The sequence below is a fragment of the Cloacibacterium sp. TD35 genome (assembly GCF_028864635.1).
GTDB lineage: Bacteria > Bacteroidota > Bacteroidia > Flavobacteriales > Weeksellaceae > Cloacibacterium.
Genome location: NZ_CP104850.1, coordinates 2,167,610 through 2,183,613 on the forward strand (window position 1 = coordinate 2,167,610; position 16,004 = coordinate 2,183,613).

The 16,004-nt window shown below is 32.3% G+C and carries 22 protein-coding genes; 7 read left to right on the plus strand and 15 right to left on the minus strand.

The annotated features are described in order from the left end of the window. Nucleotides 1–133 precede the first annotated feature (133 nt). Nucleotides 134–583, plus strand: coding sequence for an Hsp20/alpha crystallin family protein (locus tag N7277_RS10010; protein ID WP_274779404.1), 450 nt, complete (start codon nt 134–136; stop codon nt 581–583). A gap of 36 nt (nt 584–619) precedes the next feature. Here N7277_RS10010 and N7277_RS10015 read toward each other — a convergent pair whose 3' ends face one another. The 5 genes from N7277_RS10015 to N7277_RS10035 all read right to left on the minus strand — a co-directional run bounded on the left by N7277_RS10015 (nt 620) and on the right by N7277_RS10035 (nt 3,780). Then, a complete protein-coding gene (locus N7277_RS10015) occupies nt 620–1,309 on the minus strand; it encodes an SCO family protein (RefSeq protein ID WP_274779405.1) in 690 nt (229 codons plus the stop codon). 9 nt (nt 1,310–1,318) lie between these two features. After that, nucleotides 1,319–1,585, minus strand: a complete 267-nt coding sequence (locus N7277_RS10020; protein WP_274779406.1) for a YHS domain-containing protein — start codon at nt 1,583–1,585, stop codon at nt 1,319–1,321. Nucleotides 1,586–1,638: 53 nt separating this feature from the next. Continuing rightward, a complete protein-coding gene (locus N7277_RS10025; RefSeq protein WP_274779407.1) occupies nt 1,639–1,998 on the minus strand; it encodes a hypothetical protein in 360 nt (119 codons plus the stop codon). A gap of 67 nt (nt 1,999–2,065) precedes the next feature. Beyond that, nucleotides 2,066–3,343: a replication-associated recombination protein A gene (locus N7277_RS10030; RefSeq protein ID WP_274779408.1), complete on the minus strand. Its 1,278-nt coding sequence runs from the start codon at nt 3,341–3,343 to the stop codon at nt 2,066–2,068. Between the two features lie 32 nt (nt 3,344–3,375). Beyond that, complete coding sequence (locus tag N7277_RS10035) at nt 3,376–3,780, minus strand: hypothetical protein (protein ID WP_274779409.1); 405 nt, start codon at nt 3,778–3,780, stop codon at nt 3,376–3,378. A 62-nt stretch (nt 3,781–3,842) separates the two neighbouring features. Between N7277_RS10035 and yidD the strand changes: the two genes are divergently transcribed. Next, a complete protein-coding gene (gene yidD, locus N7277_RS10040; protein ID WP_274779410.1) occupies nt 3,843–4,088 on the plus strand; it encodes a membrane protein insertion efficiency factor YidD in 246 nt (81 codons plus the stop codon). 28 nt (nt 4,089–4,116) lie between these two features. Further along, a complete protein-coding gene (lgt, locus tag N7277_RS10045; RefSeq protein WP_274779411.1) occupies nt 4,117–4,974 on the plus strand; it encodes a prolipoprotein diacylglyceryl transferase in 858 nt (285 codons plus the stop codon). Nucleotides 4,975–5,009: 35 nt separating this feature from the next. Here lgt and N7277_RS10050 read toward each other — a convergent pair whose 3' ends face one another. Then, nucleotides 5,010–6,509, minus strand: a complete 1,500-nt coding sequence (locus N7277_RS10050) for an NAD(P)H-hydrate dehydratase (RefSeq protein WP_274779412.1) — start codon at nt 6,507–6,509, stop codon at nt 5,010–5,012. A 135-nt stretch (nt 6,510–6,644) separates the two neighbouring features. Here N7277_RS10050 and mscL point away from each other — a divergent pair, with 135 nt between their 5' ends. After that, on the plus strand, nt 6,645–7,028 hold the full coding sequence (mscL, locus tag N7277_RS10055; protein WP_274779413.1) for a large conductance mechanosensitive channel protein MscL: 384 nt from the start codon (nt 6,645–6,647) through the stop codon (nt 7,026–7,028). A 38-nt stretch (nt 7,029–7,066) separates the two neighbouring features. Here the strand turns inward: mscL and N7277_RS10060 are convergent, their stop codons facing one another. Further along, the gene (locus N7277_RS10060; protein WP_274779414.1) at nt 7,067–8,023 is read right to left on the minus strand and encodes a D-2-hydroxyacid dehydrogenase; all 957 of its coding nucleotides are present in this window, start codon (nt 8,021–8,023) and stop codon (nt 7,067–7,069) included. A 289-nt stretch (nt 8,024–8,312) separates the two neighbouring features. Between N7277_RS10060 and idi the strand changes: the two genes are divergently transcribed. Next, nucleotides 8,313–8,822: an isopentenyl-diphosphate Delta-isomerase gene (gene idi / locus N7277_RS10065; protein WP_274779415.1), complete on the plus strand. Its 510-nt coding sequence runs from the start codon at nt 8,313–8,315 to the stop codon at nt 8,820–8,822. Between the two features lie 48 nt (nt 8,823–8,870). Continuing rightward, a complete protein-coding gene (gene gcvT, locus N7277_RS10070; RefSeq protein ID WP_274779416.1) occupies nt 8,871–9,953 on the plus strand; it encodes a glycine cleavage system aminomethyltransferase GcvT in 1,083 nt (360 codons plus the stop codon). A gap of 62 nt (nt 9,954–10,015) precedes the next feature. Here the strand turns inward: gcvT and N7277_RS10075 are convergent, their stop codons facing one another. Both N7277_RS10075 and N7277_RS10080 read right to left on the minus strand, forming a co-directional pair. Beyond that, nucleotides 10,016–10,354: a hypothetical protein gene (locus N7277_RS10075; RefSeq protein WP_274779417.1), complete on the minus strand. Its 339-nt coding sequence runs from the start codon at nt 10,352–10,354 to the stop codon at nt 10,016–10,018. A 2-nt stretch (nt 10,355–10,356) separates the two neighbouring features. Next, on the minus strand, nt 10,357–10,704 hold the full coding sequence (locus N7277_RS10080) for an arsenate reductase family protein (RefSeq protein WP_274779418.1): 348 nt from the start codon (nt 10,702–10,704) through the stop codon (nt 10,357–10,359). Nucleotides 10,705–10,773: 69 nt separating this feature from the next. Between N7277_RS10080 and N7277_RS10085 the strand changes: the two genes are divergently transcribed. Further along, nucleotides 10,774–11,238 (plus strand): acyl-CoA thioesterase, encoded by a 465-nt coding sequence (locus N7277_RS10085; protein ID WP_274779419.1) that lies wholly within the window; start codon nt 10,774–10,776, stop codon nt 11,236–11,238. Nucleotides 11,239–11,296: 58 nt separating this feature from the next. On the opposite strand, the gene rny is transcribed toward N7277_RS10085, so the two are convergent. The 6 genes from rny to N7277_RS10115 form a co-directional block, all read right to left on the minus strand. Further along, nucleotides 11,297–12,868, minus strand: coding sequence for a ribonuclease Y (rny, locus tag N7277_RS10090; RefSeq protein ID WP_274779420.1), 1,572 nt, complete (start codon nt 12,866–12,868; stop codon nt 11,297–11,299). Between the two features lie 230 nt (nt 12,869–13,098). Next, a complete protein-coding gene (locus N7277_RS10095) occupies nt 13,099–13,386 on the minus strand; it encodes a cell division protein ZapA (protein ID WP_104792506.1) in 288 nt (95 codons plus the stop codon). Beyond that, the gene (locus N7277_RS10100) at nt 13,386–13,688 is read right to left on the minus strand and encodes a hypothetical protein (protein ID WP_274779421.1); all 303 of its coding nucleotides are present in this window, start codon (nt 13,686–13,688) and stop codon (nt 13,386–13,388) included. Before N7277_RS10100 ends, N7277_RS10095 begins: the two co-directional genes overlap by 1 nt. 147 nt (nt 13,689–13,835) lie before the next feature. Continuing rightward, nucleotides 13,836–14,612: a type IX secretion/gliding motility protein PorT/SprT gene (gene porT, locus N7277_RS10105; protein WP_446715106.1), complete on the minus strand. Its 777-nt coding sequence runs from the start codon at nt 14,610–14,612 to the stop codon at nt 13,836–13,838. 6 nt (nt 14,613–14,618) lie between these two features. Then, entirely contained in the window at nt 14,619–15,335 is a 717-nt protein-coding gene (gene ubiE / locus N7277_RS10110) for a bifunctional demethylmenaquinone methyltransferase/2-methoxy-6-polyprenyl-1,4-benzoquinol methylase UbiE (RefSeq protein WP_274779423.1), read from the minus strand. A gap of 55 nt (nt 15,336–15,390) precedes the next feature. Continuing rightward, nucleotides 15,391–15,957: a hypothetical protein gene (locus tag N7277_RS10115; RefSeq protein ID WP_274779424.1), complete on the minus strand. Its 567-nt coding sequence runs from the start codon at nt 15,955–15,957 to the stop codon at nt 15,391–15,393. Nucleotides 15,958–16,004 lie beyond the last annotated feature (47 nt).

Below are 16,004 nucleotides of genomic sequence, written 5' to 3' on the forward strand. Positions count from 1 at the left end.
TATAGAAAATTTCAATCTAAATTTATCTAAAAATACTTTCAATACTATTTAAATCGCTGTAATTTTGTATAGAAAATTCAGCGATTTTTTATTGCTGTTTCATCACGGAAGTTTAACCTTAAAACTTAAAAAAATGTCAACTTTAATGAAAAGAAATCCAGTGACAGGGTTAAATAGTTTCTTTGATGATTTTTTTACCAAAGATTTATTTAACTGGAATGAAAAAAACCTTACAGAAATGGGCTTTACTATGCCTTCTGTAAACGTGAAAGAAACCGATAACCATTACGAAATTGAAATGGCGGTTCCAGGATTGAAAAAAGAAGATTTTAAAATTAACATCGATCGAAATATTCTCACCATTTCTTCGGAATCTCAAACCGAAAACGAAGAAAGAGATGAGAAGAAAAACTATACCAGAAGAGAATTTAATTATCAATCATTCACCCGTTCATTTACCATGCCTTCTGATATTGTAGATGTAGAACACATCGAAGCAAAATATGACAACGGCATTCTGAAATTGGCAGTTCCTAAAAGAGAAAATGCCAAAAAAGAAGTGAAATCCATAGAGATTAAATAACACATGAAAACGGTGAGAAATTTTCTCACCGTTTTTTTATTCTTCTAGAAGTTTCTGAATATCTTCTATTAATAATTTTCTATCTGGCTGGAATTTGCCTTTTAAACTCGCATTTTTTCCTTCTTTATCATCATAATTAAGTCCAGAATAATAAAGAATCGGCAAACCATCTTTTCCAAATCTGCATCTCACATTGCCTTCTTTATCTACCAGAGCCAGCATTCCGCTATGATTAAGACTCTCTGACTGATCATCTTTATCTCCTACATAAATATCAAATTCATTGGCTAAATCACCGATGTAATCTCTATTTCCTGTCAAAAAATGCCAATTGGGATTTGTAACGCCTAGTTTTTTAGCATGTGCTTTTAAAAATTCTGGCGTGTCATTTTCTGGATCTATAGAAATAGAAATTATTCCAAAATCCTTATTGCTAATCGCTTGATCTACGAATTTCAAATTGTTATTCATAATCGGACAAATTGTAGGACATCTCGCGTAGAAAAACTCTACTACATAGACTTTTCCCAGCATATCTGTATTCGAAATTCTACGATTATTTTGGTCGATTAATTCAAAATTCGGAGCCTTCATTACCGTATGAAGACTTTTCTTGAAAAAGTAATTTCCTGCGATAAATGCTAGAACAATAGCCACTAGAGCTATCATTTGGTACACCAGCATTTTATTCATTCCAAAACCAGACGCTTTTTTAGGTTTCGTCATGTTTAGAAATTATTTTGCGTATTTTTTAGGGTCTTTTTTGAATTCTTCTTTACAAAGTTTATTGCAGAAACCATAGGTTTTTCCTTTATAAACAGCAGTATCTTTTAAAAACTGAGCCGTTTTCATTCCGCAAATTGGGTCTTCTTCGTTCACCACTTTTACGTCAAGTTTTTGTGTCGTTTTTTTATGGTCGTGAACTTTTTTAGTTTCTGGAGTCTGTTGACAAGAAGATAATATAGAAATTGCTACAAAAGCAACGGTTAATATAGATTTCATTTTTTGATTTTTTTAAAGTTAAAATTTATTGAATAAAAGTACGAAAATTAATTTCAAACTAAAGGTGGATGAAAAAAATCAGGATAAAAATCTTGAAAAGTAAAATTAAAGAAATGGATAAAAACTTTCGTTTTTGAAAAATCCTGATGCTCTTGCTCTTCTACCGTTAAACTTTCTGTAGGAAGAAATAGCTGTAAAAATTCCACTTTCTGAATTTTATTCGATTGATTTTCAGAAGATTTTGCCATTTCGTGTTTCACGTAGCATTTTCCGTTGCATCGCAAATCAGGCTCAGATTGGTTTTCACAAAGTTGAGTAGAAATGTAGTTGTAATTCACCGCATAATCTAGTAATGGCAGCACAGAACGCACCGACATCACCAAAAATAAAAATATGGCAATTACAATTCTCATTTTTTAAAGATGGACAAAATTAAAGAAAAATAATGATGAATTAGAATGGATAATAAAAATTATCAAATTAATATTTTCCCTTCCATTTTTTCTGCAATTCTTCGCGGATTTTTCTTTCTGTAGCGTTTTCGCCAGGAACATAAAATTGAGTTCCTGAAATTTCATCGGGTAAGAATTCTTGGTTTACAAAATTTCCTTCGTAAGAATGTGCATATTGATATTCTTTGCCATAATCTAGGTCTTTCATCAGTTTTGTAGGTGCATTTCTCAGATGTAACGGAACTGGCAAATTTCCGGTTTGTTTCACCACAGCAAGAGCAGCATCAATCGCTTTATAAGTAGAGTTAGATTTAGGTGAACAAGCCAAATAAACCGCTGTTTCACTCAAAATAATTCTAGATTCAGGATTTCCAATGACATTTACCGCTTGAAAGCAATTATTGGCAACCGTCAAAGCATTTGGATTGGCCAAACCGATGTCTTCAGCTGCTAAAATAAGCATCCTACGAGCTATAAATTTCACATCTTCACCACCTGCAATCATTCTGGCAAGCCAATATACCGCTCCATTTGGGTCAGAACCGCGCATGGATTTGATAAACGCCGAAATAATATCATAGTGCTGTTCTCCATTTTTATCATAAAGCGCCATCGTTTCTTGCAAAACCGAAAGTACATCTTCGTTGATGATTTCTTTTTCTTTTACATTTTTGAATTGATTAAGAACTAATTCTATAGAATTAATGAGCTTTCGAGCATCACCACCAGAATATTGAATCAGCGCTTCCTTTTCTTTGAGTGTAAAATGCGTTTGTTCTTCTTCATTATATTTAGCCAGAGCTATTTCTGCAAGTTCTTCTAATTTTTCAAAACCTAATGATTTCAATACATACACTTGTGAACGAGAAAGCAACGCCGAAACCACCTCGAAACTAGGATTTTCTGTAGTTGCTCCAATTAAGACTACCCAACCTTTTTCTACGGCATGAAGCAATGAATCTTGTTGAGATTTATTGAAACGGTGAATCTCGTCTATGAACAAAATCGGTGATTTTCCTGAAAAGAGGTTTTGTTTTTTGGCATCTTCTATCACTTCTCTCACTTCTTTTACCCCAGAAGAAACCGCCGAAAGTTTGAAAAATTTTCTTCCTGAAGTAGTAGATATAATCTCTGCCAAAGTGGTTTTCCCTGTTCCTGGAGGCCCCCAAAAAATGAGAGAATTGAGTGTGTCATTTTCCAGCATTTTACGGATGGTTCCACGTTCTCCAGTAAGATGTTCTTGCCCTAAAACATCGTTGAGTGTTTTAGGTCTTAATTTTTCGGCTAAAGGTATGTTTGGGTTCAAAATTGAGGTTAAGGTTAAGGTTAAGGTTAAGGTTAAGATTGAGATGAATTTTCAAAAGTAGATTTTACTTCATTCCACATATTTTCAAAATCTTCTAATTGATTTTTATCTATTTGCGACTTGACAATGGTAATGCTTTGATTTCTATCTTTCACTATATAATCTCCAGCAAAATATTTTATTTCCACTAAATCTTTAAAAGCTATCTTTTTATTTTTTAGTCCAAACAAAACTATTTCTTGAGAGGTAATTTTAAAATATTTTTTGAAAAATTCAAATAAGAAAGTTGACAAATAAAGTAATCCGACAACTAGAAATCCATAATGATGCCACATCAGCTTTTCTTCGCCAAATAAATAATTGGCGCCAATAAAAAACCAAAGAATTCCTAAAAATAAATTGAAAAAAAGTCTCTTTTTGCTGTAATTAACTGTCATGGAGAATATTTTGAATTCTTAAATTTCAAATTTATCAATTATTATCCTATTTTTGCAAGGTAATGCTCAATAAAATTCTCATATTTCCGCTCATTGTATTGATAAAAATTTATCAATATGGAATTTCTCCATGGCTGGGAAAAAATTGCAGATATGAACCTACTTGTTCGCATTATACCTTGGAAGCACTAAAAGTTCACGGACTTTTTAAAGGAATTTATCTAAGTGCAAAGAGAATTTCTAGCTGTCATCCTTGGGGTGGAAGCGGTTACGATCCTGTACCGCCCAAAAAAGAGCATCAACATTAAAAAAATACTAACAAATCAATAAAAATATATGAATTTAGCTACGCTATTATATTTCACTTGGGATCCTTCTAAAGGAATAGAAATCGGGACTTTTACCTTACATTATTACAGTTTAATGTTTGTTTTAGCCTTCGGAATTGGTTACTATTTATTTGTAAAAATGTTTAAAATAGACCATGAAAGTGAAAAAAGTTTAGACACCATTTTCACCTGGACTTTAATCGGAACGATTCTCGGCGCAAGATTTGGACACGTTATTTTCTATCAACCAGAATTATTTAAACAAGATTTCTGGAGTGTTTTCTTGCCTATACAAACCGTTCCAGAATTTAAATTCACAGGATTTTCAGGTCTTGCAAGTCATGGTGCAGCCATCGTTTTAGTAGCTTCTACCATTATATTAGCTATAAAAGTATTAAAGAAAAATCCGCTTTGGTTATTAGACAGATTGGCGATTACAGTGGCATTAGCTGGATTTTTCATCAGAATGGGAAATTTTTTCAACTCAGAAATCGTAGGAAAACCAGCACCAGATTCACCATTTGCTGTATTATTTCCTCAACAAAGTATGGAATATGGAGAAATTGTTCCTCGCTATCCTACTCAGCTTTTCGAAGCATTTTCATATTTGGCATTATTTTTTGTAATGTGGGGAATTTATCTTTACACTAAGAAAAAATATAGTCAAGGTTGGCTTTTCGGGTTTTTCTTTGCTGTACTTTGGAGCATCAGATTTTTAGTAGAGTTCTTAAAAGAACCTCAAGGAGAAGAAAAAATTACCCTCGGAATTCTAAATACAGGTCAGGTTTTATCCATTCCATTAGTCATTATAGGATTAGCGGTAATGCTTTATTCTAAAAATTTCAAATACGAAGACAAATTCTAACATCATAAAAAAGGGAAACAGTAAATTGTTTCCCTTTATTTTTGTAAATATTTAAATACTTCCCCAATATGCTGAATAACATCTGAAGCAAGCATCGCTTCTTTAGAATATTTTTCGGCGGTGAAATCTGCCGCTTTGCCATGAAGCCAAACTCCAAAACTCGCAGCATTTCCTGAAGTATATCCTTGTGCTAAAAATGAGGTGATGATTCCCAATAAAACATCTCCACTTCCACCTTTTGCCAAACCTGAGTTACCCGTAATATTGTAAAAAACATAGCCTTCAGGGGTGATGATTTGGGTATGATGACCTTTGAGTACAATATAAATTTTCAATTCCTGAGCCTTTAGCTTTGCTAATTCTAATTGTTCAAAAGAATCCTTAGTTTCTCCAAAAAGTCTAGAAAACTCTTTAGGATGAGGTGTAATAATAGAATTTTTTGGAATTAACTTTAAATTTTCCAGATTTTTAGAAATCAAATTCAAAGCATCTGCATCAAGAACCAAAGGTTCATTATAATTTTGGAGAAAATGCATTAATTTTTCTTCTGTTTCGTAATCCGTTCCCAATCCAGGACCTACTCCATACGTGAAATCATTCTCTACTGTAAAATTTTTAATAAAATCTTCTCCTCCATATAAATACATGGCTTCTGGACAAGTTGTTTGCAAAATTTCGTATCCACATTTAGGTGCCAAAATATAAGTTAGGCCACTCCCAGAGTACAAGGCTGCTTTCGTGGCCAAAACCGCAGCTCCAATTTTACCAAAACTACCTGCTATAATGCATGTTTTACCATAATTTCCTTTATGAGAAGTGTCTTTTCTTTTTTTATAAACTTTACGGATAAACTCTTCGTCTATTATATAATAAGGAGTTTCAGTATTTTCTATATATTTTTTACTGATTCCTATTTCTAATATGTGAATTTTTCCACAATACAGATTGATTTCTGGATGTAAAAAAGATTGCTTACAAAACTGCAAAGACAAAGTTTCATCTGCCTTGAAAATAACTCCATTTTCTGGAATATTCTTATCTGCAAAAACACCCGATGGAATGTCAATAGCAATTTTATGAGCTTGAATTTGGTTGAGAATAGAAATCAATTGCCCCATTTTGCCTTCGATTTTTCTATTCAATCCTGTTCCGAATAGAGCATCAATAATAATGGTGTCTTCATTGGTAAAACTTTCATCAAAATCTGTAAAATCTAAAATTCTGATTCCTAAAAATTCTTTTAATCTATGGTAATTGATTTCTGCATCTTTTGAAAAATCTTTCTTATTTTTATCGATGAATACATCTACGTCAAAACCTTTTTGGTAAAGTAGTCTGGCCATTGCCAAACCATCTCCTCCATTATTTCCGTTTCCACAAAAAATAAGAATATTCTGGGTTTTCAGATATCTGTGATGAATGAATTCTGTGCAAGCTATAGCTGCTTTTTCCATTAAATGGACAAAAGCAATCGGTTCATTTTTTATGGTAAACAAATCACCATTTTTAATTTGTGCTGCAGAAAATATTTTCATAAAATGAAATGTCTTATACAAATTTACAACAAAAATCCTTCAATCAAGCGTATCGTTTTTGTTAAAAAAAACTGAGCTAATAAAGCATTATTAACATTTTATTTCTAAATTTGTTAAAACCTAAATCATAAAAATATGGGCTTAATAAAAGAATTTAAAGAGTTTATTGCTAAAGGAAATGCAATGGATTTAGCTGTAGGAGTAATCATAGGTGCAGCTTTCGGAAAAATAGTGAGTTCACTGGTAGATGATGTAATTACTCCTGCATTACTTACCCCAGCTTTAAAGGCTGCAAATTTGGAAAAAATTCAAGAATTAAAAACTGATGGAGGAATTTTATACGGCAATTTTCTAGCTGCCGTGCTTAGTTTCTTGATTATTTCTTTTGTAATCTTTTTATTAATAAAAGGAATTAATGGGCTGAAAAAGAAAGAAGAACCTGCTCCAGCTGCACCTTCAGGACCTACACAAGAACAACTTTTGGCAGAAATAAGAGATTTATTAAAAAATAAATCATAATTTATAAAAAAACTCCGAAAATTTTCGGAGTTTTTATTTTATTGAATTTTTAAAATACTAGCAACCTGCATCGCCAGTTCTTCGCCAATTCTGTCTTGGGCTTCTAAAGTAGACGCTCCAGTGTGAGGCGTTAAAGAAATTTTAGGATGAGTAAGAATTTTTTCTGATGGTGTAGGCTCATTCACAAAAACATCTAATCCCGCAAAAGATACTTTACCAGCATCTAATGCTTCTATTAAGGCTTCTTCATCTATTACGCCACCTCTTGCACAATTGATTAAAGCCACTCCATCTTTCATTTTAGCAATTTCCTCTTTGCCTATAATCGCAGATTTTTGGGCAGGAACGTGAAGTGTTATAAAGTTTGCTTTTTTTATCACTTCTTCGAAAGGTTCAGTAATTATTTCTATATCTAGGTATTGATCGTTATAGAAATCTACTCTCACACTTGTTTTATCTATCATTACATCAGAAGCGATGACGTTCATTCCTAATCCTAGTGCGATTCTTGCTACTTCTTGACCAATTCTACCTAATCCAACAATACCAATAGTTTTTCCTCTTAATTCTAACCCTTTTTCGTAAGATTTTTTAAATTTTGCAAATTCTGTTTGCCCCGAAACTGGCATTTTTCTATTAGAATCTTGTAAAAATCTGCACCCTGTAAATAAATGTGCAAAAACTAATTCTGCCACGCTTTCAGATGAAGCAGCTGGTGTATTGATTACATAAAGTCCTTTTTCTCTAGCGTATGCTACTTCTATGTTATCCATTCCTACTCCACCTCTTCCTATGATTTGTAGAGATGGGCAGTTGTCTATGATTTCCTTAGTCACCTTAGTTGCACTTCTCACTAAAAGTGTTCTAATTTTTTCTGCATTGATGTAAGAAATAAGCTCTTCTTGAGGAACTTTCTCTGTAATTACAGTGAAACCTTTTTCTTCTAAAGCATTGATTCCTGATAGTGTCAATCCATCATTTGCTAATACCTTCATTTATATTTTTTTTAGATTAATCGTTAAAAATTTAGAATCTATAAATTCTTGTTGCTCAAAAATTTTGTCTTTAACCTGATTTTCAGAAGCATCATTTGTATTAAATGCTCCAATATCTGATTTTCAAGTTGCAAAGTTAGAGAAAAATAAACATAATAAATTCCTAATTAATAAAGGTTTTTTAAAATATTTATGCACAAAAAAGCTATGTAAAGTATAAAAAATTCAAATTTCTAAAATCAATTCTTTATCTCGTAGATTATCATTAAATTTGAGAAGTCGAACAATTATGGAAGAAAAAGTAGTTTTAGTTACCGAAAATGATGAAGTTCTGGGCTTGATGGAAAAACAACAAGCACATATCAATGGTTTGTTGCATAGAGCATTTTCTGTATTTTTATTTAATTCACAAGGCGAAATGCTACTCCAGAAAAGAGCTGCAGAAAAATACCATTCTCCTAATCAATGGACGAATGCTTGTTGCTCCCATCCTAGAGCGAATGAAACCTATGAAGAAGCAGCCAAAAGAAGGTTAAAAGAAGAAATGGGAATAGATACCGAAATTTCGGAAAAATTCTCTTTTATATATAAAGCAGATGTAGGTGGAAATCTCTGGGAACACGAATTAGACCATGTTTTTGTAGGGAATTACGAGGGAGATTTTCAACTCAATTTAGAAGAAGTAGCCGAAGTAAGATACATTTCTATGGAAGATTTAGACCAAGAAATGAAACAAAATCCTGAGCATTTTACTGAATGGTTTAAAATAATTCTAGAAGAATACAAACATCATCTTTAAGGTTAAGCAATTAAAAAAATATCTTTTATCAAGTTAAAAAAATAAAAAATGGATAAAAAAACAGCGCTTTATAACAAGCACGTTTCTTTAGGAGCTAAAATGGTTCCTTTTGCAGGTTTCGAAATGCCTGTACAATATTCTGGTGTTACAGAAGAACATTTTGCTGTACGAGAAAAAGTAGGAATTTTTGATGTTTCACACATGGGACAGTTTTATGTAGAAGGTCCAGAAGCTAAAAACTTACTCCAATTTATCACTTCTAACAATGTAGAAAAACTGACTAATGGACAAGCGCAATATTCTTGTCTACCGAATGGAAAAGGCGGAATAGTAGACGATTTAATCGTTTATAAAATGAATGACGAAAAGTATTTTGTAGTGGTAAATGCTTCTAACATCGAAAAAGATTGGAATCATTTTTCTCATTATAATGAAAAATTCGGAGCTCAATTAAGTAATATTTCAGATGAAACTTCTCTCATTGCGATTCAAGGTCCGAAAGCCGTAGAAACCCTTCAAAAACTTACCGACTCCAATCTTTCTGAAATCCCTTACTACCATTTTACAATGGGAACTATAGCAGGTGTAGAAAACGTTATTATTTCTAATACCGGTTATACAGGAAGTGGCGGTTTTGAAATTTATTTCGGAAACGAAAGTGCAGAAAAACTTTGGGACGAACTTACAAAAGCAGGTGAAGAATTTGGACTTATACCTTGTGGATTAGCGTCTAGAGATACTTTAAGACTAGAAAAAGGATTCTGTCTTTACGGTAATGATATTGATGATACTACTTCTCCATTAGAAGCTGGATTAGGCTGGATTACTAAATTCGACAAAGAATTTGTAGATAAAGAATTCCTATTGAAACAAAAAGAAGAAGGAGTTTCTAGAAAATTAGTAGGCTTCGAAATGCAAGAAAAAGCTATTCCTAGACATGATTACTTGGTGGTAGATGCAGAAGGAAATGAAATAGGGAAAGTAACTTCTGGAACCATGAGTCCTTTGAAAAAAGTGGGAGTAGGTCTTGCTTATGTAGCTAAGCCTTACTTTAAATTAGATTCTGAGATCTTTATTCAAATCAGAAATAAAAATATCCCTGCTAAAGTGGTAAAATTACCATTTGTATAAGGAAATTCTTAAAACATACTACAAAAGCAGTTCTTTCCGAACTGCTTTTTTTATTTTAATTTTTATGGTTGGTGCTGATAGCAATAATCATTTCCTATTCTAGTGAAATGTTTACATCTTTTTCCCGCTTTGGTAATTCCTTTGCACTGATTTTTAGAATTTACTCCATTAACCTTCTTAGGTTTAGAAACTAAATGGTAAACAGATGAAATTGGAGGTTTACAAATTTTACATGGAGATAATCCAAGTTCTATTGCTTTGCTCAAAGAAACTCCAGAAGATACATTTTTCACCATTCTGCATGATGATATATGATATTTACTTCCTGAAGGCGTTTTGTAAACCGTTTGAGCTTTCAGATTTAAGCTAAAGAATAATATTAATAAAAGAATTTTATTCATTTTTATTTTAAAGAAATATTTAATTCTTCAATATTTTTCTTGTCACTTCCTATAAAAATCTCTTGATTGATCATAAAAACGGGGCGTTTTAGAAAACGATAATCCTCTAAAATCAGTTTTTTAAAATCTTCTTCTTGTAAAGATTTCACTTCTATATTTCGTTCCTTGATTTGAGTAGATTTTTTGCTAAAAAGCGCTTCATAAGATTTTGACAAGGCATACATTTCTTGCAATTCTTGCTCAGATACTGCTTTTGACTTGATTTCTCTTTGTTCAAAATCAGTCAAATCAAATTCAGACATAATTCTTTTGCAAGTGCTGCAAGTCTTTAAAAAAAATACTTTTTTCATGTTTCAAAAATAAGATTAATCTCTATATTTCAAAAATTATTGAATATCTTTATTCAAATTTTAGAGCAGATGAACAACAAGACTATTTTTCAGTTTATTTCTGAGCCTGGAGACGTAAATTATGGCGGAAATGTACATGGTGGAAGCGTAATGAAATGGATAGACCAAGCAGGTTATGCTTGTGCAAGTTCTTGGAGTTCTAGCTACTGTGTAACCGTTTACGTAGGTGGAATCAGGTTCTTTTCGCCTATAAAAATTGGTCACATTGTAAAAGTAGAAGCCGAAGTAATTTACACAGGCAAAAGCAGCATGCACATTGCCATCAATGTATTTTCTAGAAATATAAAACGTAAAGAATTTGAGAAAAAAACACACTGTATCATCGTTTTTGTGGCAGTAGATGACGAAGGAAACACAATAGAAGTTCCAAAATTTATCCCTGAAACTGAACAGGAAAAACAAATGGAACAATATGCCATCAAACTGATGGACCTAAGAAAACAAATAGAAGACGAAATGAAACCGTTTTTATAATAAAAAAACTCCTCTCAAAAAATTGAAAGGAGTTTTTTATTGTATAATGAAACCGTAATTATCTTGCGATATTTACCGCTCTCGTTTCTCTGATTACAGTTACTTTTACTTGACCTGGGTAAGTTAATTCATTCTGAATTTTCTCAGAAATATCATACGATAGTTGATGAGCTACTTCGTCTGTTACTTTCGCAGATTCTACCATCACTCTCAATTCTCTACCTGCCTGAATGGCAAATGCACTAGATACGCCTTCAAAGCTTAATGCAGCAGCTTCTAAATCTTTTAATCTTTGGATATAAGATTCTAAAACTTGTCTTCTCGCTCCTGGTCTAGCACCAGAAATTGCATCGGCTACTTGAATAATTGGTGATAATAAAGAAGTCATTTCTACTTCGTCATGGTGAGCTCCTATGGCATTTACCACTTCTGGATTTTCTCCAAATTTCTCAGCCCACTGCATTCCTAAAAGTGCGTGAGGAAGTTCTGATTCTTGCTCTGGGACTTTACCAATATCGTGTAATAAACCTGCTCTCTTCGCTAATTTTACGTTTAAGCCTAATTCAGCAGCCATGGTTGCAGCAATATTTGCCACTTCTCTAGAGTGCTGTAGTAAGTTTTGACCATAAGAAGAACGGAATTTCATTCTACCTACGATTTTAACCAACTCTGGATGTAAACCGTGAATTCCTAAATCAATGATGGTTCTTTTACCCACTTCTATGATTTCTTCTTCTATTTGTTTACGCGTTTTTTCTACAACTTCTTCTATTCTCGCTGGGTGAATTCTACCGTCTGTTACCAATCTGTGAAGTGATAATCTAGCCACTTCTCTTCTTACTGGATCAAAACAAGAAAGCAAAATTGCTTCTGGAGTATCATCTACGATGATTTCTACACCTGTTGCTGCTTCTAGCGCTCTGATGTTTCTACCTTCTCTACCGATGATTCTACCTTTTACCTCATCAGATTCTATATTAAATACAGAAACTGAGTTTTCAATTGCTTGTTCCGTACCAATTCTCTGAATGGTTTGAATCACAATTTTTTTCGCTTCATTTTTAGCGTTTAATTGCGCTTCTTCCATGATAGATTGTACGTGAGCCTGAGCTTTGGTCTTCGCTTCAGCTTTCATAGACTCTACGAGTTCTGCTTTTGCTTCTTCTGCCGAATAGTTAGAAATTTTTTCTAACATTTCTACTTTTTGAGCAATCGCTACATCTAATTCTTGTTGTTTTTTCTGTACGATTTCATGTTTTTTATCGTACTCTGCTTTTTGTCTTTCTAAATCTTTTTCTAGTTTTCCAGTTTTAGAAAGTTCGTCATTTAGTTTTTGTTCTTTGTCTCTAATTCTTTTCTCAGCCTCCTGCATTTTTTTCTCACGACTGTTAATATTTTCGTCATGCTGAGATTTGAGTTCTAAGAATTTTACTTTTGCTTGAGCTTCTTTTTCTTTTTTAATAGCTTCAGCCTTTACATTCGCGTTTTCTATAATGTTTTCGGCGCTTTTTTTAGCGTCTTTTACTATGAATTTAGCTTTAGAATTGAGAGAACTTTTTGCGAACAATGTTCCTACAACTAATCCTAAAATCAAGCAAACAGCACCGATAATAATAGCGGTTAGTGTCATATATGTTGAGTTTTAATTGTCAATTACTTAATTTTTAAAAATAAAAAAACCTACAACAGTTCAGTGATATAGAGTAAACTCCTAATCAACACGATTTGAACTGTTTTCTATGCTCTGTAATCTGCGTAAAGCAGCACGCCATTGCAAAGACATTCGTTCGGTAATTGTTTAGCGTTGAGTTTACCTGTAATGTGTTAGAACTATTGTAGGCAAGTTTTTATAGAAAAGTTTTACTTTTCTAATTCGTCTAATTGCTGATTAATTTGCATTAATCTATCATTAGCATTTTTTATAATTTTTTCTGAGTTAAGTTGATGTACTTCTGCGTTAGCTCCTAATTTTAGGGCGCACATTGCTAGTGCATCTTGTTTATCCTTAACATCAAAATTAGCTTCAAATTCTCTAATCATTCCTTCTATCTGTTTCCCTACTCTACGAAGTGTTTCTTCTTCGGCAGCAGGCACATTAAGAGGATAATTTCTTCCGGCAATGTTTATGGTAATTCTTCTTACTTCCATTACAAGCCACTATTTTGAAGTTGTGCAATACAAGCATCTATTTCTTTAACCAATCTATTGATATGATTTTTCATCAATCGATTGTGGTCTGGATTGCCGGATATTGCAGAGATTAATTTTATTTTTTTTTGCTCTTCTGTTAACTCCTGATTTCTTTTATGCTCTTCTTCATATTTAACTTTCAGATTTTCAAAGTCTTCTGTAAGAATAGCATGCCTTTCTAAAAGATTTTGATAACTTTTATTCATCTCAAAAATCTTTTTTTCAAGTAAAGAAAAATTATTCTCTAATTCTTTAAGCATTTCAGGTGTTAGTTCTAACTTATGCAAAAATATAAAAAAAATAATCAGTTAAACAGAAATTTAATAATAATTTAAAGCAAAACTTTAAATAAAAAAAGAAGACTCCTTAGAATCTTCTTTAAATCAAATATTTAGAAAAAATTTTTCTTATTCAAATTTCAATACAAACATGAAAGCTCTTGTTTGCATTGTAGAGATTGCTGCAGTCCAATAAGGTGGTGTTCCAGCGTTATCTGCTACAATTTCATTGTTAAATGCAAAGGTTCCTCTAAAAGCTGGAGTTAACTTAAATCTTGAGAAATAAAACTGTATTCCTGCTTCTGCACTCCATGCAAAATTATGGGTAGTGCTTCTGAAAATCCCTTGTTGATTGTCATCTGTAGAACTAGAATTAGACTGTAAGTTCACCATATAATTAAGTCCAGCTGCCATATAAGGTCTAGAATTGTACCATCTATCTGCATGAAGCTCTATCATAATTGGTAAATCTACATAGGTAGATTTCACTCTTCTTACCATATCTGCTTCAGTGAGCGTTTTTGGTGTAAAAGGATTACTAGCATCTGCAGCGTATTGGTCGTTTGATTGTGTATTAAAGGTAAGTTCTCTTTCTACAAACTGTAAACCTGGCTCTATTCTTAAATCAAAGTTGTCATTTAACCTCATTCTACCGATTAAACCAGCTCCAAAACTGTAAGTAGGTTTGGCTTGAACGAGATTTATATTATTTTCCATTCCGTGTTTTGGGTCTAGAACGAGTTTATAATCAAACTGGTTAAGGTTAAGATAAAAACCATAACTGTATTGATAAGAATCTTGCTCTTGCCTTCTGTCTTGTCTATCTTTATTTCTAAATTGAGCTTGAGTAAACAAAAACATTCCTAAAAAAAGGAGCGAGAATGTTTTGATTAACATTTTTTTCATGGGCTATTACTTGGTCGCTTTATAAATGGTAGCTATCCCTAAACTTAGTTTTTTATATTCTACCTTGCTGTATCCTGTATTTAGTAAAATTTGTTTCATTTTTTCACCATAAGGAAAAGCATTTACAGAATCTGGTAAATAGGTATATGCTCTATTGTCTTTAGAAACTAATTTACCGATTTGCGGTAAAATATTTTTGAAATAAAACATATAAAATGGCGCTAAGAAACCTTCAACTTTAGAAAATTCTAAAATGTAAACACTTGAATTTTCTTTTACTACTCTTCTTAGTTCTGCTAAACCTTTTTCTAAGTTCTCAAAATTCCTTACTCCAAATGCAACGGAAACTGCATCAAATTTATTATCCTCAAAAGGAAGATTTTCTGCATCTCCTTTTTGCATCGAAATTTTTTGGTCTAGATTAAGCTTCTTAATTTTATCAATTCCTACATTCAGCATTTGCTGAGAAAGGTCTAGACCTACAACCTCTGCACCTGTTCCTTTTTGTACAGCTATGGCAAGATCTCCTGTTCCTGTAGCAACATCTAGTACAAGTTTAGGAGCATCTTTATTCATCCATTTCACTAAAGTATTTCTCCAAAGCACATCTATTTTCATCGATAAAACATGATTCAGCAAATCATATTTTGGAGCGATGTTATCAAACATATCTTCTACTTCAGTTTTTTTACTTTGATCGGTATTGTAAGGTTTTACTTGCATGTATTTATGTAATAAGTAATGAGTAATATTTTTTAACTAACTTTTTCTGTATGTATTATTGATAATTTTCTTTATAGAAAAGTTTAAAATCTTCTTTTCTGTAAATCTTAGTCCTAGACTCTATTTTATCTATATTTTTAATGACTTTATCATAATCTTCGTCTACATTATAATAAAAGTCTTCTATGTATAATTTTTTATGCTTTGTAACATGCCCAGGAAGTTTTACGCCGTCCATTTCAAAAGTACTCGCCATCAAAAGTGAGTCTTTATTTGGGATATATCCATAAAACTGACGGTGCACAAAATACTCTTCTCCAGCAATATTCAATAAACCTCTGTATTGAGAAACATTAAAAGCAGAATCAAAAAGAAGTTTCTTTTTATCGTCAAAAACCTTAATACTGTTTTGTTTCCCTCTGTTAAGGTCTACTTTTACGAACTGACCAGAAGTGATGATTTTTTCTTCGCCGTTATTTATTTTAAAGTAATACGTTTTAGTAGTAGGATTATCTACTAGATATTCATTTTTCTTTGCTAAAAATAAAAAATAAATTCCAAAGGCAATTAGCATTACACTTGCCGAGACAATAAGCCCAATAAGAGGAGCATTTTTTTTCATATTTAAAAAAATATTGAGAATTGCAAAGTTAATAATTATTTTCTATG

What these genes read in the sequence shown, in the direction of transcription:
- N7277_RS10035 (WP_274779409.1), bottom strand. Translation starts at nt 3,780, where the DNA reads ATGACAGTTAATTACAGCAAAAAGAGACTTTTTTTCAATTTATTTTTA.
- N7277_RS10060 (WP_274779414.1), bottom strand. Translation starts at nt 8,023, where the DNA reads ATGAAGGTATTAGCAAATGATGGATTGACACTATCAGGAATCAATGCT.
- mscL (WP_274779413.1), top strand. Translation starts at nt 6,645, where the DNA reads ATGGGCTTAATAAAAGAATTTAAAGAGTTTATTGCTAAAGGAAATGCA.
- N7277_RS10015 (WP_274779405.1), bottom strand. Translation starts at nt 1,309, where the DNA reads ATGACGAAACCTAAAAAAGCGTCTGGTTTTGGAATGAATAAAATGCTG.
- N7277_RS10100 (WP_274779421.1), bottom strand. Translation starts at nt 13,688, where the DNA reads ATGCTTAAAGAATTAGAGAATAATTTTTCTTTACTTGAAAAAAAGATT.
- N7277_RS10115 (WP_274779424.1), bottom strand. Translation starts at nt 15,957, where the DNA reads ATGAAAAAAAATGCTCCTCTTATTGGGCTTATTGTCTCGGCAAGTGTA.
- N7277_RS10020 (WP_274779406.1), bottom strand. Translation starts at nt 1,585, where the DNA reads ATGAAATCTATATTAACCGTTGCTTTTGTAGCAATTTCTATATTATCT.
- N7277_RS10025 (WP_274779407.1), bottom strand. Translation starts at nt 1,998, where the DNA reads ATGAGAATTGTAATTGCCATATTTTTATTTTTGGTGATGTCGGTGCGT.
- gcvT (WP_274779416.1), top strand. Translation starts at nt 8,871, where the DNA reads ATGGATAAAAAAACAGCGCTTTATAACAAGCACGTTTCTTTAGGAGCT.
- lgt (WP_274779411.1), top strand. Translation starts at nt 4,117, where the DNA reads ATGAATTTAGCTACGCTATTATATTTCACTTGGGATCCTTCTAAAGGA.
- N7277_RS10010 (WP_274779404.1), top strand. Translation starts at nt 134, where the DNA reads ATGTCAACTTTAATGAAAAGAAATCCAGTGACAGGGTTAAATAGTTTC.
- N7277_RS10075 (WP_274779417.1), bottom strand. Translation starts at nt 10,354, where the DNA reads ATGAATAAAATTCTTTTATTAATATTATTCTTTAGCTTAAATCTGAAA.
- idi (WP_274779415.1), top strand. Translation starts at nt 8,313, where the DNA reads ATGGAAGAAAAAGTAGTTTTAGTTACCGAAAATGATGAAGTTCTGGGC.
- N7277_RS10050 (WP_274779412.1), bottom strand. Translation starts at nt 6,509, where the DNA reads ATGAAAATATTTTCTGCAGCACAAATTAAAAATGGTGATTTGTTTACC.
- rny (WP_274779420.1), bottom strand. Translation starts at nt 12,868, where the DNA reads ATGACACTAACCGCTATTATTATCGGTGCTGTTTGCTTGATTTTAGGA.
- N7277_RS10095 (WP_104792506.1), bottom strand. Translation starts at nt 13,386, where the DNA reads ATGGAAGTAAGAAGAATTACCATAAACATTGCCGGAAGAAATTATCCT.
- yidD (WP_274779410.1), top strand. Translation starts at nt 3,843, where the DNA reads ATGCTCAATAAAATTCTCATATTTCCGCTCATTGTATTGATAAAAATT.
- N7277_RS10085 (WP_274779419.1), top strand. Translation starts at nt 10,774, where the DNA reads ATGAACAACAAGACTATTTTTCAGTTTATTTCTGAGCCTGGAGACGTA.
- ubiE (WP_274779423.1), bottom strand. Translation starts at nt 15,335, where the DNA reads ATGCAAGTAAAACCTTACAATACCGATCAAAGTAAAAAAACTGAAGTA.
- porT (WP_446715106.1), bottom strand. Translation starts at nt 14,612, where the DNA reads ATGAAAAAAATGTTAATCAAAACATTCTCGCTCCTTTTTTTAGGAATG.
- N7277_RS10080 (WP_274779418.1), bottom strand. Translation starts at nt 10,704, where the DNA reads ATGAAAAAAGTATTTTTTTTAAAGACTTGCAGCACTTGCAAAAGAATT.